General features: G+C 68.2%; 21 protein-coding genes. 8 read left to right on the top strand and 13 right to left on the bottom strand.

The window, feature by feature from the left end; translation table 11 throughout:
• From ACJ8AT_RS34370 to ACJ8AT_RS34345, 6 genes are all read right to left on the bottom strand, one after another.
• Positions 1 to 720: elongation factor Tu (locus ACJ8AT_RS34370; RefSeq protein WP_407742183.1), on the bottom strand; the 720-nt coding region annotated here is incomplete at its 3' end.
• A 126-nt stretch (positions 721 to 846) separates the two neighbouring features.
• Positions 847 to 2922 (bottom strand): elongation factor G, encoded by a 2076-nt coding sequence (fusA, locus tag ACJ8AT_RS34365; protein WP_407742182.1) that lies wholly within the window; start codon positions 2920 to 2922, stop codon positions 847 to 849.
• 143 nt (positions 2923 to 3065) lie between these two features.
• A complete protein-coding gene (gene rpsG, locus ACJ8AT_RS34360) occupies positions 3066 to 3536 on the bottom strand; it encodes a 30S ribosomal protein S7 (RefSeq protein ID WP_407742181.1) in 471 nt (156 codons plus the stop codon).
• 140 nt (positions 3537 to 3676) lie between these two features.
• The gene (rpsL, locus tag ACJ8AT_RS34355; protein ID WP_407742180.1) at positions 3677 to 4048 is read right to left on the bottom strand and encodes a 30S ribosomal protein S12; all 372 of its coding nucleotides are present in this window, start codon (positions 4046 to 4048) and stop codon (positions 3677 to 3679) included.
• A 206-nt stretch (positions 4049 to 4254) separates the two neighbouring features.
• Positions 4255 to 4749, bottom strand: a complete 495-nt coding sequence (gene rimI / locus ACJ8AT_RS34350) for a ribosomal protein S18-alanine N-acetyltransferase (RefSeq protein WP_407742179.1) — start codon at positions 4747 to 4749, stop codon at positions 4255 to 4257.
• Positions 4746 to 5468 carry a hypothetical protein gene (locus ACJ8AT_RS34345; protein ID WP_407742178.1) on the bottom strand — a complete coding sequence of 241 codons (723 nt, stop codon included), beginning with the start codon at positions 5466 to 5468 and terminating at the stop codon, positions 4746 to 4748. The genes rimI and ACJ8AT_RS34345 overlap by 4 nt, the downstream gene beginning before the upstream one ends.
• A 116-nt stretch (positions 5469 to 5584) precedes the next feature.
• Here ACJ8AT_RS34345 and ACJ8AT_RS34340 point away from each other — a divergent pair, with 116 nt between their 5' ends.
• From ACJ8AT_RS34340 to ACJ8AT_RS34325, 4 genes are all read left to right on the top strand, one after another.
• On the top strand, positions 5585 to 6766 hold the full coding sequence (locus ACJ8AT_RS34340; RefSeq protein ID WP_407742177.1) for a DnaJ C-terminal domain-containing protein: 1182 nt from the start codon (positions 5585 to 5587) through the stop codon (positions 6764 to 6766).
• 106 nt (positions 6767 to 6872) lie between these two features.
• Complete coding sequence (locus tag ACJ8AT_RS34335; RefSeq protein WP_407742176.1) at positions 6873 to 7601, top strand: HEAT repeat domain-containing protein; 729 nt, start codon at positions 6873 to 6875, stop codon at positions 7599 to 7601.
• 306 nt (positions 7602 to 7907) lie between these two features.
• Entirely contained in the window at positions 7908 to 9464 is a 1557-nt protein-coding gene (locus ACJ8AT_RS34330) for an ATP-binding protein (RefSeq protein ID WP_407742186.1), read from the top strand.
• Between the two features lie 135 nt (positions 9465 to 9599).
• Positions 9600 to 12116: a 1-acyl-sn-glycerol-3-phosphate acyltransferase gene (locus tag ACJ8AT_RS34325; RefSeq protein WP_407742185.1), complete on the top strand. Its 2517-nt coding sequence runs from the start codon at positions 9600 to 9602 to the stop codon at positions 12114 to 12116.
• A 14-nt stretch (positions 12117 to 12130) separates the two neighbouring features.
• Here ACJ8AT_RS34325 and ACJ8AT_RS34320 read toward each other — a convergent pair whose 3' ends face one another.
• The 3 genes from ACJ8AT_RS34320 to ACJ8AT_RS34310 are packed head-to-tail and all read right to left on the bottom strand — an operon-like array spanning position 12131 to position 15189.
• The gene (locus ACJ8AT_RS34320) at positions 12131 to 12574 is read right to left on the bottom strand and encodes an Ig-like domain-containing protein (protein ID WP_407742175.1); all 444 of its coding nucleotides are present in this window, start codon (positions 12572 to 12574) and stop codon (positions 12131 to 12133) included.
• Positions 12574 to 13749 (bottom strand): cytochrome c3 family protein, encoded by a 1176-nt coding sequence (locus tag ACJ8AT_RS34315; RefSeq protein ID WP_407742174.1) that lies wholly within the window; start codon positions 13747 to 13749, stop codon positions 12574 to 12576. The genes ACJ8AT_RS34320 and ACJ8AT_RS34315 overlap by 1 nt, the downstream gene beginning before the upstream one ends.
• Positions 13750 to 15189 carry a hypothetical protein gene (locus ACJ8AT_RS34310; protein WP_407742173.1) on the bottom strand — a complete coding sequence of 480 codons (1440 nt, stop codon included), beginning with the start codon at positions 15187 to 15189 and terminating at the stop codon, positions 13750 to 13752.
• Positions 15190 to 15262: 73 nt separating this feature from the next.
• Here ACJ8AT_RS34310 and ACJ8AT_RS34305 point away from each other — a divergent pair, with 73 nt between their 5' ends.
• Entirely contained in the window at positions 15263 to 16408 is a 1146-nt protein-coding gene (locus ACJ8AT_RS34305; protein ID WP_407742172.1) for a type II CAAX prenyl endopeptidase Rce1 family protein, read from the top strand.
• Between the two features lie 57 nt (positions 16409 to 16465).
• Here the strand turns inward: ACJ8AT_RS34305 and ACJ8AT_RS34300 are convergent, their stop codons facing one another.
• From ACJ8AT_RS34300 to ACJ8AT_RS34290, 3 genes are all read right to left on the bottom strand, one after another.
• Positions 16466 to 16681 carry a DUF5818 domain-containing protein gene (locus ACJ8AT_RS34300; RefSeq protein WP_407742171.1) on the bottom strand — a complete coding sequence of 72 codons (216 nt, stop codon included), beginning with the start codon at positions 16679 to 16681 and terminating at the stop codon, positions 16466 to 16468.
• Entirely contained in the window at positions 16678 to 18492 is a 1815-nt protein-coding gene (locus tag ACJ8AT_RS34295; protein ID WP_407742170.1) for a S8 family peptidase, read from the bottom strand. Before ACJ8AT_RS34295 ends, ACJ8AT_RS34300 begins: the two co-directional genes overlap by 4 nt.
• A 162-nt stretch (positions 18493 to 18654) precedes the next feature.
• Complete coding sequence (locus ACJ8AT_RS34290) at positions 18655 to 19290, bottom strand: alpha/beta hydrolase (RefSeq protein ID WP_407742169.1); 636 nt, start codon at positions 19288 to 19290, stop codon at positions 18655 to 18657.
• Between the two features lie 240 nt (positions 19291 to 19530).
• Here ACJ8AT_RS34290 and ACJ8AT_RS34285 point away from each other — a divergent pair, with 240 nt between their 5' ends.
• The 3 genes from ACJ8AT_RS34285 to ACJ8AT_RS34275 all read left to right on the top strand — a co-directional run bounded on the left by ACJ8AT_RS34285 (position 19531) and on the right by ACJ8AT_RS34275 (position 21549).
• Positions 19531 to 19953 (top strand): hypothetical protein, encoded by a 423-nt coding sequence (locus ACJ8AT_RS34285; protein ID WP_407742168.1) that lies wholly within the window; start codon positions 19531 to 19533, stop codon positions 19951 to 19953.
• Between the two features lie 103 nt (positions 19954 to 20056).
• Complete coding sequence (locus tag ACJ8AT_RS34280; protein ID WP_407742167.1) at positions 20057 to 21019, top strand: hypothetical protein; 963 nt, start codon at positions 20057 to 20059, stop codon at positions 21017 to 21019.
• An 89-nt stretch (positions 21020 to 21108) separates the two neighbouring features.
• Entirely contained in the window at positions 21109 to 21549 is a 441-nt protein-coding gene (locus tag ACJ8AT_RS34275; RefSeq protein WP_407742166.1) for a hypothetical protein, read from the top strand.
• Between the two features lie 10 nt (positions 21550 to 21559).
• Here ACJ8AT_RS34275 and ACJ8AT_RS34270 read toward each other — a convergent pair whose 3' ends face one another.
• Complete coding sequence (locus tag ACJ8AT_RS34270; protein ID WP_407742165.1) at positions 21560 to 22756, bottom strand: class I SAM-dependent rRNA methyltransferase; 1197 nt, start codon at positions 22754 to 22756, stop codon at positions 21560 to 21562.

Here is a 22756-nt window from a genome sequence, read left to right as displayed (position 1 = left end):
CTTGATGATGCCGCGCTCGACGCGGCCGGTGGCCACCGTACCGCGGCCGGCGATGGAGAACACGTCCTCCACCGGCATCAGGAAGGGCTTGTCCGTGGCGCGCGCAGGGGTGGGGATGTAGCTGTCCACCGCCTCCATCAGCTTCAGGATGGCCCCCTCGCCGATGTCGCTGGTGTCACCCTCCAGCGCCTTGAGCGCGCTGCCGGGGATGATGGGGATCTTGTCGCCCGGGAACTCGTACTTCTTGAGTAGATCGCGAACTTCCATCTCCACCAGCTCGCGCAGCTCCGGATCGTCCAGCATGTCCACCTTGTTCAGGAAGACGACGATGTAGGGCACGCCCACCTGGCGGGCGAGCAGGATGTGCTCGCGCGTCTGGGGCATCGGGCCGTCGGCGGCAGAGACCACCAGGATGGCGCCGTCCATCTGCGCCGCGCCGGTGATCATGTTCTTCACGTAGTCGGCGTGGCCCGGGCAGTCCACGTGGGCGTAGTGACGGTTCTTGGTCTGGTACTCCACGTGCGCGGTGGAGATGGTGATGCCGCGCTCGCGCTCCTCGGGGGCCTTGTCGATCTGGTCATAGGCCAGGTACGTGGCGCCGCCCGTCTTGGCCAGCACCTTGGTGATGGCGGCCGTCAGCGACGTCTTCCCGTGGTCCACGTGGCCAATCGTGCCGATGTTCACGTGGGGTTTGCTTCTGTCGAACTTCTCCTTGGCCATGACTTCTCCTGGTGGGGGCCAGCCCGGTGGCCGGCATTTTTCGGCAAAAACGAAGGTGCTGCGTCCTGCTCCAATGTGACTGAAAGATCAACAGAAATCGGCAGGGTGGGCACCCTGCGGCAGCCATCACCGATTCAGGGCCCCCTTCTGAGCGGGCGCGTAGTGGCTGAACTGCATGGTGTAGGTGGCTCTTCCCTGGCTCTTGCTGCGCAGGTCCGTCGAGTACCCGAACATGGAGGCGAGCGGTACCTGCGCATGGATGGCCTGCACTCCGCCAGGCCGGGGCGTCATCCCCTGGATCTTCCCCTTGCGGCCGTTCAGGTCACCGATGACGTCCCCCATGAACTCCTCGGGGGTGACGATCTCGCAGTTCATGATGGGCTCGAGCAGCACCGCCTGGGCCTTGTTCACCGCCTCGCGGAAGGCCATGGAGCCGGCGATCTTGAAGGCGATCTCGCTCGAGTCCACATCGTGCGTGGAGCCGTCGAAGGCCTCCACCTTCACGTCCACCATGGGGTAGCCCGCCACCGGGCCGTTCTGCATGGACTCGGAGACGCCCTCTTTCACCGCCTGGACGAACTCCTTGGGCACCACGCCGCCGGTGATCTTGCTCTCGAAGGCGAAGCCCTTGCCCTGCTCGTTGGGCATCACCCGCAGCCAGATGTGGCCGTACTGGCCCTTGCCGCCCGACTGCCGGATGTACTTGCCCTCGGCCTCCGCGGGGATGGTGATGGTCTCCCGGTAGGCCACCTGGGGCTTGCCCACGTTGGCGTCGACTTTGAACTCGCGCAGCAGCCGGTCGACGATGATCTCCAGGTGCAGCTCGCCCATGCCGGCGATGATCGTCTGCCCCGTCTCCTCGTTCGTCTTCACCCGGAACGAGGGATCCTCCGCCGCCAGCCGCTGCAGCGCCTGGATGATCTTGTCCTGGTCCGCCGTGGACTTCGGCTCGATGGCGATGTCGATCACCGGCTCGGGGAACTCCATCCGCTCGAGGATGATCGGGTGCTTGTCGTCGCAGAGCGTGTCACCGGTGGTGGCCAGCTTCAGGCCCACCACGGCGCAGATGTCTCCGGCGAAGCACTCGGTGAGCTCGTCCTTCTTGTCCGCGCGCATCTGCACCAGGCGGCTGACGCGCTCGCGCTTGCCCTTCACCGCGTTCCACACCGCCGTGCCCGCCTCCAGCCGCCCCGAGTAGACGCGCAGGAACGTGAGCGTCTGGGCGCTGAAGGTGGGATCGTTCATGATCTTGAACGCCAGGGCGCTGAACGGCGCCTTGTCGTCCGTGGGGCGCGCCTCGTCCTCTCCCTTGGGGCTCTTGCCGTGCACCGGGGGGATGTCGAGCGGGCTGGGCAGGTAGTCAATCACCGCGTCCAGCAGCGGCTGCACGCCCTTGTGCTTGAAGGCCGAGCCACAGAACACCGGGAAGATCCTCAGGCCGACACAGCCCTTGCGGATGGCTCCCCGGATCTCGTCCTCGGTGAGCTCCTTGCCCTCGAGGAACTTCTCGGTGAGGGCGTCGTCCTGCTCGGCGGCGGCCTCGATGAGCTGCGAGCGGGCGTCCTCGGCCTGGGCCTGAAACTCCTCGGGGATGTCCACGAGATCGTACTTGCTGCCCATCTCCGAGTCGTGGAACACCAGCGCCTTCATCCGCACCAGATCGATCACGCCGCGGTGGGCATCCTCGGCGCCCAGCGGCAGCTGCATCCGCACCGGCCGGGCCCCCAGCTTCTCGCGGATGGTGCCCACGGACATCTCGAAGTCCGCGCCCACCCGGTCCATCTTGTTGATGAAGCAGATGCGAGGGACTTTGTAACGGTCCGCCTGGCGCCAGACCGTCTCGGACTGGGGCTCCACGCCGTTCACCGCGTCGAACACGGCGATGGCGCCATCCAGCACGCGCAAGCTGCGCTCCACCTCGATGGTGAAGTCCACGTGGCCCGGCGTGTCGATGATGTTGACGCGGTACTTCTGATCCCTCCGGGTCCAGAACGCGGTGATGGCGGCGGAGGTGATGGTGATGCCGCGCTCGCGCTCCTGCACCATCCAGTCCGTGGTGGTGTTGCCGTCATCCACGTCACCCATCTTGTGGATGGCGCCTGTGTAGAACAGGATCCGCTCGGTGGTCGTGGTCTTGCCGGCATCGATGTGCGCCATGATGCCGATGTTGCGATAGCGCTCGAGCGGATACTCGCGAGGCATGGCCCAATACCCTTCTTCGAATCGGGAGCCAGGGGACCCCAGCCCCCTCCTCCTACTTCACGACCAGCTAACGGATTGTCAGAGAACTGCAACACCCGGATACGCCAGGCGCATCCGGGTGTCAGACCGCGAGGCCCGAGGGCCTACCAGCGGTAGTGCGCGAAGGCCTTGTTCGCCTCCGCCATCTTGTGCGTGTCCTCGCGCTTCTTCACGGCGTTGCCGCGGTTGTTGGCGGCATCCATGATCTCGCCGGCGAGCTTCTCCTGCATGGTCTTCTCACCGCGCGCCTTGGCGTAGGAGATGATCCAGCGCATGCCGAGCGCCACGCGGCGGTCCTGGCGGACCTCGACGGGGACCTGGTAGGTGGCGCCACCGACGCGGCGGCTCTTCACCTCGAGGACGGGCTTGACGTTGTCCAGGGCCTTCTTGAACGTCTTGAGGGGCTCTTCCTTGGCCCGCTCCTCGATGAGGGCAAAGGCGCCGTAGCACACGCCCTCGGCGATGGACTTCTTGCCCTTGCGCATCAGGTCATTGACGAACTTGGTGACGAGCCGATCCTGGTACTTCGGATCAGGCAGGATCTTCCGCTTGGCGACTACGCGACGACGAGGCATCTCTTCTTCCCTTACGCCCCACCCCCGCTACGCGGGAGCCAGAGGGGCTTCATGAACTGCACGGAACAACGAGACAAGGCGCGCTCCCCAGGGTGTGGGGCGAGCGTCCTGATCCTGCTTCTGGAGGTGATCGAACCGCTTCAGCTCGGGCGCTTGGCGCCGTACTTGGAGCGGCTCTGCTTGCGGCCCGCCACGCCCACGGAGTCCAGCGTGCCACGGATGATGTGGTAGCGGACGCCCGGGAGATCCTTCACGCGGCCTCCGCGGATCATCACCACGGAGTGCTCCTGGAGGTTGTGACCCACGCCCGGGATGTACGAGGTGACTTCAATCCCGTTGGTGAGGCGCACGCGCGCCACCTTGCGAAGGGCCGAGTTCGGCTTCTTCGGCGTGGTGGTGTACACGCGGGTGCAGACGCCACGCTTCTGAGGGCTCTCCTTCAGAGCGGGGCTCTTCCCCTTGAAAACCATCTTCTCGCGGCCCTTGCGGACCAGCTGGCTAATCGTCGGCACTGACGCTTCCTTCTCTCATGGCCGCCAGCGCTGGACACGTGGCGGCACATATAGACCTACAACTACGCTAGAAAAAGGGCCGCGAGTATAGGAAGGAGCCTTCCCGTGTCAAGCACCGCTTGACCCTCGGTGGGTAGAAACCCACGGGCGGGAGGGGATCCATTCCTGAAACGCGCGGTTTGGGCGCTCCTCTACCCCTCGTGCGACTAGAAGTCGAGCACCATGACGATCGCGTCTTCCTTCTCGTCCACGTAGTAGTTCGGCCGCACGCCCACCGAGCGGAAGCCCAGGGACTTGTAGAGGCCGATGGCCGCCTCGTTGCTGCGGCGGACCTCCAGCGTGGCCAGGGCGCAGTTGCGGTGCCGGCCCCGGGCAAGCACCTCGTCCATCAGCACCCGCCCTACCCCGCGGCGGCGGTGCTCGGGCGCCACCGCCACGTTGAGCACGTGGACCTCGTCCTGGACGATCCAGAAGATGGCCAGGCCCAGCAGCTCGCGGCCCCCGCCCGGATGGGGCTCCTCGACCAGCAGGATGGTGGACCAGTCGTGATCCAGCTCGCGCCGCAGCAGCTCGGGCGACCAGGGGTTGCGGAAGGCCGCCTTCTCCAGCGCGATCACCGCCGGCATGTCCTCGTGGGTCATCTGCCGGATCTGGAATGGGTGCTTGCCCCCTCGCGGAGCTTCCTCGCGCATCTGCCTCATGGCCGCGCCTCCCTGGCGAACGGCGCCACCCGCCTCACCTGCGCGGCGGCTCGAAGGTGGGCCAGATCCTCCGCGGCGAGCTGATCGTAGCGCTCCCTCTTCAGCTTGTTCTGGAGCTGGGCCTTCACCGCGGGGTAGCCCTCCGGGTACTCGCTGGCGTGCTGCTGGTAGTAGAGCTTCGTCTCCGCCTCGCTGACCTGGACTCGCGGGAAGATGCGGCTGTCCAGGATGCGCTCGGCCCGCACGCGCCGGCCCAGCACCTCCGTGAGCAGCTTCAGGTCCGCCCCCGAGCGCGTCAAGAAGGACTGGAAGGCCTCCTCGCTCTCGAAGAGCCGGCGGAACTTCGCCAGCTGGGCCTCCACGTCGGCCTGCTCCGTGGGGAACGCGTCCAGCCGATCAGCGCTCAGCACCTGCAGCCGCAGGTTGATGGCCAGCTCGAGCCCCACCTTGAGCGCCTCCTCATCGAGCGGCTCGAAGGCCGCCTGCACGCCCCCTCGCTGGACGAACAGCACGCGCGTCTCGAACTCCAGCTCGCTCCGGGTGAGGACCTGGCCCTCGATGACCGCCACCACCTGGTCGATGATGCGCCCCTCGGGCGCCTCGGCGGCGGCGGCGGGCACACCGGTGCCTGGAGCCTGGGCCCTCGCGGCGGCAGGCACGGCCATGAGCCAGCTCGCCCACCAGAGGATGACCGCTCGACGAGGGCGCGGCGATGCCATGGCCACCTTCATCACCGGCCACTTTATACATCGCGCCCATCCGCACGCAGCGCGCTGGCGCTGCCCGTCAGGCTGGTTACGTTCTTGCAAACGGAATTTTTCAGGACAGATCGGCAATGGCTGACGACTACTACCAGATTCTCGAGGTCCCTCGGACAGCGTCCGCGGAGGACATCAAGAAAGCCTTCCGGAAGCTGGCCCGCAAGCATCACCCCGACGTCAACCCGGGCAACAAGGCGGCAGAGGAGCGGTTCAAGCAGCTCAACGCCGCCTTCGAGGTGCTGTCGGACCCCAAGAAGCGCAAGCTCTACGACGAGTTCGGCGAGGACGCCGCGAAGATGGGCTTCGACGAGAAGAAGGCCGAGGCGTACCGGGCCTATCGCGCGGCGCAGGCCAGCGGCGGCCGAGCAGGCCCCGGCGGCAATCCCTTCGGCGGCGGCGGCGTGGACTTCGATCTGGGCGACATCTTCGGAGACATCTTCGGCCGGGCGGGGGGTGGCGGGGGCGGCGGCGGCTTCGATATTGGCGAGATCCTCGGGCGGCGGGGGGCTGCCTCCCGGGGTCCCGAGCGCGGGGAGGATCTCACCGCCCAGGTGACGCTCTCGCTGGGCGAGGCCATCACCGGCACCGAGCGGGCCCTCTCCATCCGGCGCCCGGGGCGCTGCCAGCGCTGCAATGGCCGAGGCGAGGCCGGAGCCGCGGGCCCCTGCCCCACCTGCAAGGGCACCGGCCGTGTCCGCCGCAGCGCGGGGACGCCCTTCGGGGGCGCCTGCCCCACCTGCAACGGCACGGGCCGCGCCGCGGAGCCCTGCCCCCAGTGCGAGGGCACAGGTGTGGTCGAGGAGACGACTCGGCTGACGGTGAAGATCCCGCCCGGCGTCCAGACGGGCTCCAAGGTCCGGCTGGCCGGCCAGGGCGCGGCGGGGGCCCACGGCGGCCCTCCAGGCGATCTCTACATCGAGACCGAGGTGGCCGAGCACCCGCTGGTGCGCCGGGAGGGGGATGATCTCTACATGGATCTGCCGGTGACGATCCCCGAGGCCATCCTCGGCGCGGAGGTGAAGGTGCCGACCTTCCAGGGCGAGGTGACCGTCCGGGTGCCTCCGGGCTCCCAGTCCGGCCGCAAGATGCGCCTCAAGGGCCGCGGCGCGCCCTCGCTCAAGGGCGGCACCCCGGGGGACATGTACCTGGTGCTCCAGGTGAAGGTGCCCGAGCTCGCCGCTCCCGAGGTAAAAGCGGCGGCGGAGACGCTCGCCCGTGCCTATCCTGGAGACGTTCGCCGGGAGCTGAAGCTCTAGGCTCCCAGCGAACGGTGGGAATGGCTTGGGCGTCTTGCCTATTGCCTTGACGGGCGCCTCGTCCTACACGGCGCCTCCACATCTGACCTTTTCGGAGCACTCGCATATGGGCCTCTTCGACTTCTTCGGCGGCTCCGGCCCCGAGAAAGCCCTCAAGCTCAAACCCAAGGTGACCCAGAAGTATGGGGATCCCTCCACACGCCAGAAGGCCATCCAGCAGCTCGGGGAGATGAAGTACCCCGAGGCCGTCAGCGTGCTGCTGTCGCGCTTCACCCTCACCGTCGAGCCGCTCACCACGGACGCGGATGAGAAGGAGCACGTCTTCGAGCTGATCAAGGGCTTCGATCAGGACGCCATCGCCCCCATCCAGGAGTTCCTCCGCAAGAGCGATCATGCCACCTCCTGGGCGCTGCGGCTGCTGGGCGACCTGCTGCCGGAGCCCGCGGTCATCGGGATCTGCGTGGACACGCTCACCCACCTGAGCAGCCACTACACGCGCGATCCGGAGAAGAAGGTCGTCCTCCTGCACCACGTCATGGGCAAGGAGGATCCCCGCATCCCTACCGCCGTCCTCCCCTTCCTCGAGGACATGTCGGACGACGTGAAGATCGCGGCGCTCAAGGTGCTCGGGCCGCTCAAGTACGAGGCCGCCCGCGAGCCCATCCTCAAGCTCCTCACCTCCGAGGAGACCGCTCGCCGCGTGCAGACGGCCGCGCTGGCCGCGCTCCAGGAGAGCGGCTTCAACGTCCAGGGCTTCCGGGAGAAGCTGGAGCCCCTGCTCGTGGAGCCCTATCTGCTCGACAAGTCGGGCGTCGTCGTCAAGCGTCAAGCGTGAGACGAACGAAATGGCTGGGGTGTCGGCCAGCCGACACCGCCCCTGTCCTTTCGGGCATGCCTGCCCGCACGGGTCATTCCCCCCGGTGGAGGCATGGTGGAGGATGACCCGTCCGGACGTTCCCCATGGGGACGCCCACAGCTCCCTCTCCGAAGCTCCGAGACTCCCGTGCCCTCGTCCAAGAAGAAAGGCCCCCGCCTCGCCGAGGTCGTGGCGCTCCGCCCCCAGCTGAAGAAGGCGCCCAAGCGGGTGGTGCGGCCTGTGCCTCCCGTCGAGCCCGAGGCCGCCGAGAGCGCGCTGCTGGAGATGGCGCGCCACCTCACCACCAGCGCCGGCACCACCGAGGTGCTCCGCGTCTACCTGCAGACCCTCTTCAACCTGCTCAAGCCCAAGGTCTGCTACGTGGTGCGCTACTTCCCCGAGCGCAAGCAGCTCCACGTCGAGCATGTGCGCGGCCGCTACGACGATCGCGTCACCGCCGCCGTGCCGGACGAGGGCGTGGTGGGCCAGGCCTTCACGCAGAACGCCGTGCTGCGCGAGGAGGAGACCGTCGTCGTCCCGCTCGAGAGCCCCCAGGGCGTCAGCGGGTGCCTGGCCATCATCGGGCCGCGCCGCGACGCCTCGGACACGCTGCTGCGCACGCTGGCCGGCCAGCTCTCCGCCGCCTACGAGGTGGCTCGCCTGCGCGATGACTCGGCGCGGCGCAACAAGGATCTCCAGACGGCCATCGCCGGCCTCAAGAGCCTGGAGCAGCACCGCGAGGAGCTGCTCGGCAACGTCTCGCATGACCTGAAGAACCCGCTCACCACCATCAAGGCCTACCTGGCCATGGTGGGCCGCGAGAAGCTCGGGCCCCTCACGGATGCCCAGCGGCGCGCGCTGCAGACGTGCGATCGGAACTCGGATCGCATGCTGCGCATGGTGAATGATCTGCTGCTCATGTCCCGGCTCCAGTCCGGGAAGATGCAGCTCAACCAGCGCCCCTTCGGGCTCAAGGCCGTGGCCGAGGAGGTGCTGCGCGGGCTGGCGGCCCTCTCCGAGCACAGCAAGGTGCGCCTCCACGTCCCCCCGTGCCCCGAGGTCTTCATCCGCGGAGACCGCGAGCGCATCGCCGAGGCCATCCACAACCTCGTGGAGAATGGCATCCACCAGAGCGAGGAGGGCGGCACCGTGGAGGTGCGCGTCACCGCCGAGGAGGGGCTGGCCGCCCTGTCCGTGAAGGACAGCGGCCCGGGCCTGTCCCAGGAGGATCTGGAGAACATCTTCGATCCGTTCTACCGCGCTCGCACCGGCGGTCCGCGCCCGCTCGGCGGTCGGCTGGGGCTGCCGCTGGTGGCGAAGATCCTCTCGCTGCACGGCGGCCGGGTGGACGGCACCAGCACGCTGGGCGAGGGCTCCACCTTCCAGATGGTGCTCCCCATGTTCGCCGGGGCGGTGAGCACGCCCGACATGCCCCAGGCCGCGCCGCGCGCCGGTGGCATCCTCCTGGTCGAGGACGATGTGGACTGCCGCGAGGTCCTCCAGCAGGTGTTGGAGCAGGAGGGCTACCGCGTCATGTCCACCTCGGGCGCGGCCGAGGCCCGCTCCGTGCTCTCGCACATCCGCCCGGCCATGGTGCTGCTGGATCTGCGGCTGAGCCAGGAGGATGGGCGCTCGGTGCTGCACTTCATCCGCTCCACCGAGTCGCTCTCGGACGTGGTCGTCTACATCATCTCCGGCGCCAGCGAGGTGGCCTCGCTCACCTCGGGCCAGGGGATGGATCGGATCGACGGCTTCTTCGAGAAGCCCCTCCAGCTCCCCCGGCTCCTGGACACCGTGGCGTCGGTGGTCCGCCCCAGCCGCCGCGGCCCGGGCGTGCCCTGAGCGGCGGGCCCGTCCGCAGGTACGAAAGAGGCTGGAAAGCCGCCTTCCTTCGCTAGTATCCGCCCCGGCTCGGAAGCACTTCCACCGGAGGAAGCCAACGTGGAGACTGCGGTGGCTCGGACTGCGAACCAGGAAATGGCCGTGCTGAAGGAAGAGTTTGGACCGATCTCCCGGTGGCTGGGGGCTCGCTACTTCGACGGCGTGCACTTCCCGCCCGAGTCCGAGGTCGAGCTGCGCGAGCTCCACGCCAAGGGCTTCGTGGTCCACGTCATGCGCTCCACGGCGTGGATCAACTTCCTGTACCTGGCCTGGGCCATGGTGCGCCGCGCCCTGCCTCCCATCCGCGCGGTGGTGAACCTGCGGCCCTGGTTCACCCGCCCCTTCCGCAACACGGCCCAGCGCGGCGACTTTGACGTGCGCTTCACCTACGCCCGGCGCAATGCCGGCAGCGGCCTCATCTTCCTGAAGAAGACGGCGCTGATGAGCGCCTCGGGCAAGGACATCGAGGAGAACCCCTTCCCCGCCCTGGTGGCCATGGCGCGCAAGGGGGATCGCAACGTCTTCCTGGTGCCGGAGCTGTTCGTCTGGGAGAAGCGCACCGCGCGGATCAAACCCGGCCTCATGGATCGGGTGTTCGGCAGCCCCGAGGCCCCCGGCTTCCTGCACTCGATGCTGGCCTTCTTCCGCAACTACCGCCGCGCCCAGTTCCGCGTGGGCGAGCCCATCGATCTGCAGCGCTTCATCGCGGAGAACCCGCAGGACTCGGACGAGGTGATCGCTCGCAAGGTGCGCAGCGCCCTGCACCACCACCTGGCCCGGGAGACACGCGCCGTCTTCGGCCCGCCCCTCAAGCCCACCGAGCGCCTCATTGACGAGACGATGCGGGATAGGCAGCTGCGCAAGGCCCTGGACGCGCACGCCGCCTCCGTGGGCCGCCGCCCCGAGAGCGTCTACCGCGAGGCCCGGCGCAACCTGCAGGCCATCGCCGCGCGGCCGACCCCGACGGCGCTCGCCTTCGCCTCGCCGGTGCTGGACTGGGTCTTCCAGCGCATCTACGACGGCATCGAGGTGGATGAGACGGGGCTCCACCGCTCGCTCAAGGCCGCCGGCACCGCGCCCATCGTCCTGTGCCCCTCGCACAAGAGCCACGTGGACTACCTGGTGCTGAGTTGGGTGCTCTGGAACCGGGGCTACGCGGTGCCGCTGGTGGCCGCTGGCGCCAACCTGTCGTTCTGGCCGCTCGGGCCGTTCCTGCGGCGCTGTGGCGCGTTCTTCCTGCGCCGCTCCTTCAAGGGCGATCCGATCTACTCCGAGGCCTTCCAGGCCTACGTGCGCAAGCTCGTCCAGGACGGCGTGCACCAGGAGTTCTTCCCCGAGGGCGGTCGCTCGCGCACCGGCAAGCTGCTGCCCCCCAAGCTGGGTATGTTCACCTGGCAGGTGGAGGCCGTGCTGGAGGGCGCTCGCGGGGACCTGATCTTCGTCCCCGTCTCGATCGACTACGAGAAGGTGGTGGAGTCCAGCAGCTACTCGAAGGAGCTGGCTGGCGGAGAGAAGAAGCCGGAGGATCTCAAGGCCCTGCTGAGCACGCCCAAGGTGCTCGCGGCGCGCTACGGCCGCATCCACCTCACCTTCGACGAGCCGCTCTCGCTGGTGGAGCTCATGAAGAGCCGTGGGCTCACCCCCGGCGAGCCCGTCAACGACGACCAGAGGAAGGGCCTGGTGCGCGCGCTGGGCAACCGGGTGATGTACGGCATCAGCAAGGTGTCCACCGTGACGCCGCATGCCCTGGTGAGCGCTTCGCTGCTGGCCCACCGCCGGCGCGGCATCACCCAGCGCGAGCTCACCGATCGCATCACCCTGCTGCGCCGCATCGCCGACGAGGAGCGCACGCCGCTGTCCAAGACGCTCGCGAACGCCCCGAGCGATCCCGAGACGATGGGCGCCATCCGGGACGCCATCCAGACGTTCCGGGCGGACGGGATGATCCGCACCCAGCAGGCGCGCGGCGAGGTCATCTACCAGCCCGAGGACGAGCGCCGCGCGGAGCTGTCCTTCTACAAGAACACGTTGATGAACCTGGTGGCGCCGCGCAGCCTGGTGGCCAACGCGCTGCTGGTGGGAGCCCCCGCGCCGTACGAGAGCGTGAAGGCCCGCGCGCTGTTCCTCTCGCGCCTCTTCAAGGTGGAGTTCATCTACCGGGTGGGCACCACCTTCGACACCATCTTCTCGGAGACGGTGGAGGCGCTGGTGCGGCTGGGCCTGGTGCTGCGCTCGGAGGAGACCCTCCAGCTCGCGCCCGAGGCCCACGCGCGGCCCTACACGGAGTTCCTCGCGGATCTGCTGCGCGACTACCTCGAGGCCTACCTGCTGGCCGCGCTGACGCTCAAGGACGTGGCCGAGGGCGCGGCCACGGACCGCAAGTCGTTCCTCAAGCTCGCGCTGGAGACTGGCCGCGCCGAGTTCCACGCGGGCCGCATCGGCGCCGCCGAGGCCCTGGCGAAGACGACGCTGGAGAACGCCGTGGCGTACCTGCTCGACCAGAAGTACCTCGTCGAGGAGGACAAGAAGCTGAAGCTGGGCCCGGCCGCAGCGGAGCCCCCGGCTCGCGAGCAGCTCGCCAACGAGATCCGCCTCTACTTGCAGCGCGCCTGAGCCTCCGGCCTGCCCTACGGGCCAGTGCGGAACGGGACTCGCACCTCTTCGACGAGCGCGTTGCCCTCGTAGTCGGTGAGGCTCGTGCGCAGCACCAGGGTGAAGGCGGAGTTCGCGGTGAAGGAGCCGGAGTCCGACTCCGCGTTCACCATCACCGTCTCCGAGAAGTCCCCGCGCTCGACGTTCTCGTCGATGCCCGTGTCGCTGGGCACGGTGATGCGCAGAGGGACCTCGTCGCGCCCGGAGAACACGGCGATCCCGGGGCGCAGGGTGCGCACGTCCATGAGCTCCGAGAAAGTGATCTTCAGCGTGCCGTCGGAGCCGATGGTGGCATTGGCGCCCGGATCCGTGGACTGAACCGTGGGAGGCGTGGTGTCACGCACAGCCAGGAGCGGATCGCCCACCTCCAGGCACCCGGTGAGGCCCAGGAACGCACAGGCAGTCAGCAGGTGGCGCATCACCGGCACCCCTTCTGGACGAGGCTGCTCTCCGAGTGGCACTTGAGGCACGGCCGATCATTGGCCGCCGCCAGCCGCTTGCAGCTGCTCGAGAAGCCGCTCGGGTGGGGGTTGACCTGCTGACGCTGCGACAGCTCCGAGTGGCAGCTCATGCAGGTCTCCTCGCGGTGGCAGGCCGTGCAGCTGCGGATGTCTCGCGAGGCGGCGATCCCGTGGTGCTGGGGCCCGAGCTGCACCACCCACGTCTGGTAGTCCGGGTGCACCTTGGTGTTGTGCGGGCGCAGGGACTTGTCCGCGTCCATGCCCACGCCGCTGCGCTCGTGGCAGGCGGCGCAGAAGGACTGGAGGCGGTGGCAGCTCTCGCAGCGCGCCGCATCCGTGCGCGCCTGGATCGGGTGCAGCGTGATGTAGTCGTTCGGGTGCACCGACAGCGGCTTCTGCAGCGAGTCGTGGCACTTCTGGCAGAACGAGTCCGAGTGGCACTGCGAGCACGTCTGCCGGGACACCGCGGCGCGCGAGCCGTGGTTGAACTCGAAGCGCGGCCCGTGGTCCATGCCGAGCGGATCGCCCTGCATGGGACGGAGGATGCCGGAGCTGAAGTCGAGCTGGAGCCGCCCCGAGGCCTCCTTGAGGTGGCACGTCGTGCACTCGTTGGGAGCCGTCTTGCCGTCATGGCACTCGAGGCAGGTGGCCATCTTGGGCAGTTGCTGCCGGGTGGCCAGGTTCACCTTCGTCATGTCCCCGTGGCAGGTGACGCAGTCCACCTTCCGGTCCAGGTGCACCTTGTGGTTGAAGCGCATGTTGGCCTGGGGGAAGTCCAGCTTCGCCGGCTCCTTGCGCACGGTGGGATCGAAGCCCGGGTGGCACGTGCCGCAGCTGGCCGGCGGATCCGTCTTCTGCCCCTTTTGGGCGGCCTCGATGTCGTGGCACGTCTCGCATTGCTCGTGGCCCGGGAGGTTGCGATCCTGCGCGCGCTCGCTCTTGGCCACGGACTCGTGACAGGTGGTGCAGTCCGCGCCGGCATCCAAGTGCAGCGCGTGATCGAAGCGCAGGGGGATGTTCTGCGCGGGGAAGATGGCCAGGCTGCGCTCGTGGCCCGAGGCGGCCCAGGCCACTCCCGCGGCCGCGAGGGAGAGGGCAATCAGGCCCAGGGTGTTTCGGAGCTGGCGGTCCATTTAGAGGTTCGCCTTGAGATCGATGAGGAGGAAGACCTTGGTGTCCGGTTTGGAGAACGGGTTGACGTTCTCCTCGACCACCAGGGAAGCGCGGGTCGTGCGGCTCAGAGCCCGGCTGGCCCAGGCCTGCACCCCGAAGAAGTTGCCGCGGAGCTGCGGATTGAACTCATCATCCACGTGCGCCACCGAGAGCCGCCCATCCAGATCGAGGAGGCCCTGGTCGAAGCTGTAGCCGCCGGTGAGATCCACCCAGAGCTGGCTGCCGCCAAAGCCGGTCCGGTAGGTGAGGTCCAGCGCCGAGCGCAGTCCGCCCCGCCGCAGCGAGGCCCCCACGCTCCCGCCCACGTTCTTGGAGCCCGGAGCGCCCGGCTCGTTCACCTGGCTGGCGATGCCGAGAGTGCTGTTGATGTTGGTGTGGTACAGGCTGGCCAGCGCCTGGATGTAGTAGCGCAGCGGGCCCACCGGGTAGAAGTCCGCGCGCAGGCGGGCCTCGTCCCGGGGAGCAAAGGCGAAGTAGTACCAGATGGAGTCCGAGGAGAAGACCGGGCTGAAGCGCAGCGCCTCCGCGCTCAGGGCGTAGACCTCGCGGTCCCAGCGGACCTGCGCGCGAGCCTGGGCCAGCTTCATCTGCAACAGATCGAAGTCCACGCCCGCCAGCGCGTTCACCCCGAGCCCGCGCGCATAGCGGAACTCGAGCCCGGCGCGCTCCAGGTCTGTCTTCCCGTCGGTGACCGCCTTGCGAACACCGAGCGAGCCGCTGAAGCCCTTCAGGTTCCCCATCAGCAGCTTGGCCCCGAACACGGGCTCCAGGGAGCCCAGGCTGCTGTCGGCGCCCACCACGCCCTGATCCAGGCGCCGTGAGTCGCTGTCGCGCGTCCCATCCGGCCCATACACCGAGGAGGACAGGAAGCCCGCGCCCTTCACCCAGAGGCCGCCGTAGGCCTCGGCGCCCACGCCGAACCGCGACATGTACCGCAGCCGCAGGCCATCGAAGGCCATGATGTCCATCGAGTCGATGTAGAGCTGCCGCCCCAGCTTGCCCTCGAAGCCGCCCGTGGAGTAGCGGGCGTACGCGTACATGAGGTCCGCGTCCTCGGAGCGCAGCCCGTCCACCTTCGAGGCCTCGCCGTGCGGCAGCCCGAAGTCCGCGAAGAGGCGCAGGCTGGACTCGAAGCCGAGATCCTGCCCGGTGACCAGCTCGAAGGCATTGAGACCCAGGTACTGGACAATCCGCCGCCGAGGCAGCAGCACCACGTCATCGGGCGTGGTGCCTCGCCAGGCGCGGATCTGGTAGGCCTGGGCCTCCGTGCGCGCTTCGATCTGGACTGCCGACGCCGACGCTGACCCCGCCGCCAGCACCCCCAGCACCAGGCTCGCGGCCCGGGTGGCGTGCGCGGCCCCCCTCATGCTTCGCTGCGCTCGATCCAGGAAGACCCTCACGGGGCCGGCATTATATGGAGAGCGCCTCGGATGACTCAGAGTTTTCGCGCACTCGTTGCGTGAGGAGAACCCGGTGGAAGATTCCGCCCTCAGTCCCCTGCCAGAGCCCCCTGCCCCGACGATGCGCCCCATGGCCCTGGCGGCGATCTGCGGCGTGCTCGGGCTGGGGTTCTTCCTGACGCTCGGCTTCGCCACCCAGATCCTCAACGCGGCCTTCGGCATCTGGTTCACGGAGATCTTCATCTTCCTCGCCGTGCCCTGGGTGGCGCTGCGCGCGGGCCACTACGAGCCCCTGGGATACACGGGCGTGCAGTTCCCGAGGCTGGCGCCCATGGGGCTCGGCTTCGGGCTGGGGGTGGCCAACTTCTTCGCGCTCGTGGTGCCCATCCAGTACGCCGCGCAGTCGGCAGCGCCCCAGTGGCTGCGGGACATGTTCGACGGGAGCCAGATCTTCGAGGGCCAGAACTCGCTGGAGCTGGCCCTCATGCTCGCCGGTGTCTCGGTGGCCGCGCCCGTCTGTGAGGAGTTCTTCTTCCGCGGCGTCTTCCAGAAGAGCCTGCTGGCGTCCTCGCTCTCGAAGCCGGCCGCCGTGGTGATCACCGCCGTGGTGTTCAGCGCGTTCCACCTGGATCCGGTGGGCTTCCTGGCGCGGGTGGAGCTGGGGGTGCTGTTCGGCGTGCTCAGGCTCTACACGGGCTCGCTGTGGCCGGGCATCCTCGCGCACTCGGCCAACAACGTGGTGTCCTCGCTCCTGTTTCTCTTGTCGCGGCAAACGGGGCCCGAGAGCGTTGATGAGAGTCCCCCGCTGAAAATCGTCCTCCTGCTGATGCTCGGGGGCATGGTGGCCATGGGGATTTTGCTGGGGCTCGCGCGCATGTTCCCGGCCCTCTGGGGGCCGAGGCAGGAGCCGCCCACCCTCAGCCGGCCTGCCCCTTCCCTCGTGCGGCTGCTGGCGCCGTGGGTGCTGGGAGCGACGCTCTCCGTGGGGGCCCTGGTGCTCGTGGATGCCCGAGGCATCCGGCTGAGCTGGATCGATCTCCGGCACCATCTGTCCAAGCTGCCCAAGGATGCGCCGGAGGCGCGCCAGAAGGAGCGCGAGCGCCTGCTTCAGCTGAGGCAGGAGGCCCGTAGCGGAGAGGCCCCTGTGGATGCCTATGAGGAGGAGCGCGTCCGTCAGGCCCAGGAGCCCTCTTCCGAGCAGGCTCCGGAAAAACACTGAGCCCTCCGGTGGAGGACTCCACCAGGAGGGCTCATTCCGAGCACGACCCGCTCGGGGCTACAGGAAGCGGTAGGAGGCCACGTTGAAGACGGGCCCCACCATCTGAAGGGTCATCGTGTCCTTGTCCACCTTGCCTTCGACCTCGACACGCTGGCCGTCCTTCTTGATCTTCCGATCGCCGCCAGCGAGCTGGTAGGTGGTCCCGTCATCCCCCTCCAGCACCCACACGCCCGTCTCGATGTCACGGAAGACGATGCGCCCGCTCAGCTTCATGCCGTCTCCTTCTTGAGCATCGCGCGAGCGATGAAAACGCAGACCAGCGTGTTCACCACGAGCCACGGAATCGCCAGGAAGGTAAAGGGCATGTACGCCAGCCCCGGAGCCCGGGACCAGGCCGCGTAGCTCAGAAAGCCCGCGAAGCCGAGCGCCAGGCCACCGATGGCCGGCCGCAGCCCACGGAACTTGATGGCGGCGAACGACAGCACCGCGGGGATGATCGCGCTGTAGAAGAGCGGGTTGGCCAGCTTGCCGCGGCCGAAGATGATGCGCTGCCAGTCCGGGATGGGCAGCGACACCGCGTTCACCACGTCCCCGGCCGTGCCGGACGCGCCGCCGAAGATCGAGCGAGCGAAGAACACACCCACCGTCGCGAGCACCAGCGGCACCATGAAGCGCGGGGTGAACAGGAGGTTGAGGTAGCCCGGCCGCGCGCGGCGGCCCAGCGTCAGCAGCACCAGCGCCAGCAGCGCCAGCGCCCACCAGAGCGAGGGCCACTGGCCACCCACGCCGCCGCCGTTGAGCGCCTGCAGCGCGCCCTGGGCGTTGAGCAGCCCGTGGCCGTACTCCTCGCTCCAGGCCTGGCCGTTGACCCGCTTGGCGCCCTCGAAGAGCGCCTTCTCCACCTCGTCCGGACCGCTGGCGCCCGCCGCGTACAGGAGCGCCGCCACCGCCGCCACGTGCGGAGTGGCCATGCTGGTGCCCTGGTACGAGGCATAGACGGAGCGCGCCGGGTTCTTCGGATCGATCGTGTTCTGGATGATGCCGTTCTGGTCGCCCTTGCGCTTGTCACCGCCCGGCGCCGCGATGTCCAGATCCTTGCCATAGGACGAGTACGGAGCCCGAGTCCCATCCGGCCCCACGGCGGCCACGGCCACCGAGCCCGGATACGCCGCGGGGTACTCCACCTTGCCGCGAGCGGCATTGCCCGCCGCCGCCACCACGGTCACGCCCTTCTTGCGCGCGTACTCCACCGCGTCGGCCATGGCCTTCGAGTACCCGCCACCGCCGAGCGACATGTTGATCACCTTGGCGCCCTTGTCCGCCGCGAAGCGGATGGCGTCCACGATGTCCGCCGAGGTGCCGCTGCCGAAGTGGTTGAGCACCTTCACCGGCATCAGCGTCGCCTCGAAGGCCACGCCCGCCACGCCCTCGCCGTTATTGGTCGCCTGGGCGATGGTGCCCGCCACGTGCGTGCCGTGCCCGTGATCGTCGTTGGCGTGCTTGTCCTTGTTCACGAAGTCGTAGCCCTCGACGAACTTCACGCCCTTCAGGTCCGGCACCTGCTTGAAGTCGTCGTAGTCCTCGTAGGCAATGCCCGTGTCCAGCACCGCCACCACCACGCCCTTGCCCCGGCTGGTGTCCCACGCCTTGGGCATGTCAATCATCTGCAGGTTCCACTGCTTGCCGTAGTCCGGATCGTTCGGCGTGAAGCTGGCGTGGAACTCCAGCATGGGCTCGGCGGACTCGACGGCCGGGTTCTGACGGATGCGCTCCAGCGCGCTCTCCACGTCATCCACCCCTACCGCCACGGTGAGGCCATCATCCTGGCCCTCGACCGAGTTGAACTCGAGGTCCACGCCCCACTCTTTCTCCCAGGCGTCGAACTGCTCCTTGGTGGTGCCGTCCTTGAAGTCCACCACGATGGTGCCGGGCACCACCTCCGCCTCGGAGAGATCCAACGCCGGGGCGGATTCACTCGCCTCCGGGGCGGCCTCCGGGGCCGTCTGCTCGCTCTTGGAAGAGCAGGCCGCGGTTGCAACCACCGCGAGGGCCACCACCGCGTTCGCCAGGATCCTTCGCATCATCGGGGCACTCCTCAGAAAACGAGGCACTCCTTCAACAGACCCTTACGAACGAACCACCAAACGATTGGGTCTGTCTTGCAGTCTGTTCGACCGGACGGCCAGCCTGCAAGCGCCGGAGTATTGAGAAACCTTAAGAAGTCTGAACCGTTGCACGGGCATCGGTCACTCGCCCGACAGCCGCTTCAGCCACGCGGCCACGAACCGCCCGACCTGCGGGAGATTCCTGTGGAAATTCGGGCCTGCGTCATCCACCACCTCCAGCTCGCCCCGCGCCGACTCGCCCACCGCCGCCGCCAGGGCCGCTCGGGACAGGCGCTTGTCCTCCTCGCCCACCACCACGAGCAGGGAGCGATCCAGCCGCGTCAGATCCGCCAGCATCACGTCGGCGGGCGCCACCAGACACAGCCCGCCCACCGCCGGATGCCGGGCCTGAAGTGCCAGCGCCACCTGGGCGCCGCCATGGAGCGAGGCCACCGCGAGGCTGGCGCTCTGGGCGTTCTCCATCAGCACGCGCATGGCGGCCTCGGCGTCTTCCACGAGCTCCTCGCCTGTCCCGCGAGCCCCCTGGCTCCCTCCGACGCCCCGGTAGTTGAACCGGAGCGTGGGAAAGCCAGCGGTGGCCGCGGCCCACGTCAACTCGGCCGCGATGACATGGTCCATCCCTCCGCCCTCCTCGGGCCGAGGCGAGAGCACGAGCAGCGGCGGCCTCTTCACGCCCCGGTGCGCCGTGCCCTCCATCACCTCAGGGCCGACAGGAATGAGCGTCGGCCGCTCGAGGAACTGCCCTTTCGTGACCATGCGCGGTGACCTTAATCCTCGCCAGCCCCAGCGGCCTGCCTCATCGGCGGGAACGTCCACGCCAGTGCCACCCTTCAGACTTCAGACAGTGAGTCCATTTGGACACAGAGAACATCCGTTCAGAAAAACCGCGAATCCTGATCGCGGAATGATCCAAAAATGATCCGGAGGCCCGGGGCAGATCCCAGGTCTGCTAGGCTGCCGGGCCTCGCTTTCCCCCCTCCGGAGATCCAGCCCCGTATGATCCGAGAAGAAGCGCAGCGCCTGGCGCAAGCGTTACTGGCAGCCACCGGCAACCCCGACAGCCCCGGCCTCAACCCGCAGGGCTTTGGCGGCGTCGCCCTCGAGGGTGCGCAGCTCTACTTCGAGTGGCGCGACAAGGAGCAGGCGCTGGAGTGCAGCGCGCTGGTCCACAAGTTCCACGACGCTCCCAAGCCCGGCATCGTCGAGGGCTTCCAGCAGGAGGAGAAGTCCGGCACGGACACCGGCGGCGGCACCGTGGACTACGAGCCGGAGAACAAGTCCCTCTTCCTGAGCCGCACCTATACCCAGGCCCCTCCGCAGTCCGCCTTCATCGAGGACATGAAGCGGCTGATGAAGGCCAGCATGGTGTGGAGCGACGAGGTGCTGGATCGCGTGGCCTCGCGCGTCTTCAAGAGATAGGCCACCCAACGCACCGCGCCACTCCTGGGCCGCAACTTTTCCGTCCCAGGTACGACAATTCATCCCAAAGGCAGTACTCCCTCACGAATTCACGGAGTCCCCCATGAGCCTCATCGATCGCACCCGGAATGCGCTGAACACGGTTCGCACCGGTGTTGAGAACGCCGCCCACAAGGTGGAGACCGCTGTCGAGAACACCGTCCACAAGGCCGAGAACGTCGCGGTCCAGACGGGCCAGAAGCTCCACAACGTGGTGGACGGCTTCGAGACGAAGGCCGTCAACGGGGCCAAGGCGGTGCAGGGCCTCTTCGGCGGCGGCAGCCAGCCGGACAAGGTGTACGACGGGCAGTTCCTGGGCGCGGGCGGCAAGACGTATCCCCCCGGCACCTCGCTGGCGGATGTCCCCGGCGTCACCCCGAAGAACAACCCGAACCCCTCCGAGACGATCCTCTACGTCAACGGCATCAACACCACGAAGGACGGCCAGGCCAGCAGCCTGCAGTCCATCGCGGACACCACGGGCGCCAAGGTGGTGGGCATCCACAACGCCACCGAGGGCATGGGCGCGGACCTGGCCCAGTGCGTGAAGGACAAGCTGGACAAGGGCACCAACCCCGCCGTGGATACGATGGCCGACACGCTCTACAAGGAGCTCAAGGCGGGCCACTCGGTGCACGTCATGGCGCACAGCCAGGGCGGCCTGATCACCAGCCGCGCGCTGGATCACCTCTACAACCGGCTGCGCGTGGAAGATGGGATGTCCAAGGGCGATGCGCAGCAGCTGATGAGCAAGCTGAACGTGGAGACGTTCGGCGCCGCGGCCGCGCACTACCCGGACGGCCCCAACTACGTGCACTACGTCAACAAGAGCGACCTGGTGCCGGACGCCTTCGGCCTGGGCCCCACCAAGTGGAACCCCCTGACCGACGGCGGCAAGGGCGCCGTGGTGCACCGCTTCAACGATCCGCACCTCAACCCCATCGCCTCGCACGGCTTCGAGTCCGTGTACCTGCAGCACCGCGTGCCCTTCGATCAGGCGCGGGCCAATCAGTTCGGCGACAAGTAACGATGGCGACTGCCCCTCGAAGTGGCCTGGCGGGCCTCCTGATGTCCTGGGTGGCCGGCCTGGCGCCTGCGTCCCCCCCGGGCGCGCCCATGACTCGCGAGGGCGCGCAGCGGCTGGTGCAGATCTTCGTCCGGCCCCACGGCTCGTTGCAGAGCGTGGGGCTGAACCAGGAGGGCTTCGGCGGCCTCATTACCGGCGGGGCGCAGCTCTACTTCGAGTGGCACGAGGACACGAAGGCGCTGGAGTGCAGCGCCCTCGTGTACAAGTTCAACGATCCGCCCAAGCCCGGCGTGGTCGAGACCTTCCAGGCCGAGGAGAAGGAAGGCACCGACAGCGGCGGCGGCACCGTGACGTACGAGCCCGAGAACCGCGGGCTGTACCTCAGCCGGACCTATACGCAGGTGCCCGATGAGCGCGCCTTCGCCAAGGACATGAAGCGGCTGATGAAGGCCAGCATGACGTGGGGCCACGAGGTGCTGGACCGCGTGGCCTCGCGCGTGTTCCACCCCGAGGAGCTCGAGCAGAAGTGAGCGCCCGGGCTCACACCGAGGCGAGCACGTAGAACTTGAGGTACTTGCCCTCGGGGAACTGCAGGCGGACGGGGTGATCCGGCGGCTGGTAGCGCTCTTCCACCAGCGCCAGATCCACACCGGCCTTGAAGCTCGCCTCGCGCACCGCGCCCATGAAGTCATTCGGGCTGACACGCGCCGAGCATGAGGCCGTGGCCAGCAGCCCTCCCGGCCGCAGCAGCGCGAGCGCCTGCCGGTTGAGCGAGGCGTACCCGTCGATCGCCGCCTGCACCGCGCGCTGGCTCTTCGCGAAGGCGGGCGGGTCCAGGATGATCAGATCGAACGTGCGGCCCTCGTCCTTGAAGGACTGGATGATCTTGAAGACGTCCGCGGCCAGGAAGTCGTACTTCTCCGCCGGCAGCCCGTTGCGCGTGAAGTTCTCCCGGGCCAGGGCGATCGCGTCCGGATCCAGATCCACCGAGAAGACGCTCCGGGCCCCACCCAGCGCCGCGTTCACCGAGAACCCGCCGCTGAAGCAGAAGCAGTTGAGCACGTCCCGATCCTTCGCCAGCCGGCGGATGAGGAAGCGGTTCTCGCGCTGATCCAGGAAGAAGCCCGTCTTCTGCCCCCGCCACGCGTCCACGAGGAAGGTGGCACCCCGCTCGCGGATGGGGATGAGGTCCGGCGCTGGAGGCCCGTGGAGCATCCGCCCGGAGCCCCGCCCTTCATCCTCCTCCACGTCGTCCCGAGCCAGCTCGTCCCGGCCGAGGATGCCCTTCATCTCGGGGATCGCCGCCTTGAGCGCCTCGACGATGAGGTGGCGGTAGGGCGTAAGCCCCGCCGAGTACAGCTTGAGCACCGCGTAGCCCGCGTAGAGGTCCGCCACCACGCCCGGCAGCCCGTCCCCCTCGCCGTGGAGGAGCCGGAAGCTGTCCGTGTCGGTGAGATCAATGAGCCCCCGCCGCTCGGCGAGCGCCTGCTTCACCCGCCGCGTGACGAAGTCCGCGTCGATGTTCTCCCGCGGATCGCGCGTGAGCACCCGCACCGCGATGGCCGAGTGCGGATCGAAGTAGCCGCGGGCGACAAACTTCCCGTTCTCGGTGAGGTCCACCACGCTGCCTGCGGGAATCTTGGGCACCTGCTCCAGCGCCTTGCGGAACACCCACGGGTGGCCTGCGCGCAGGTGGCGGCCCAGTCCGCGGGCCAGCTCGAGCTTGACGACGTTCAC

The sequence above is a fragment of the Hyalangium sp. genome (genome assembly GCF_045802625.1).
Classification (GTDB): Bacteria; Myxococcota; Myxococcia; order Myxococcales; family Myxococcaceae; genus Hyalangium.
Note: the sequence above shows the minus strand (reverse complement) of the source record. Positions and strands in the feature narration are given on the sequence as shown.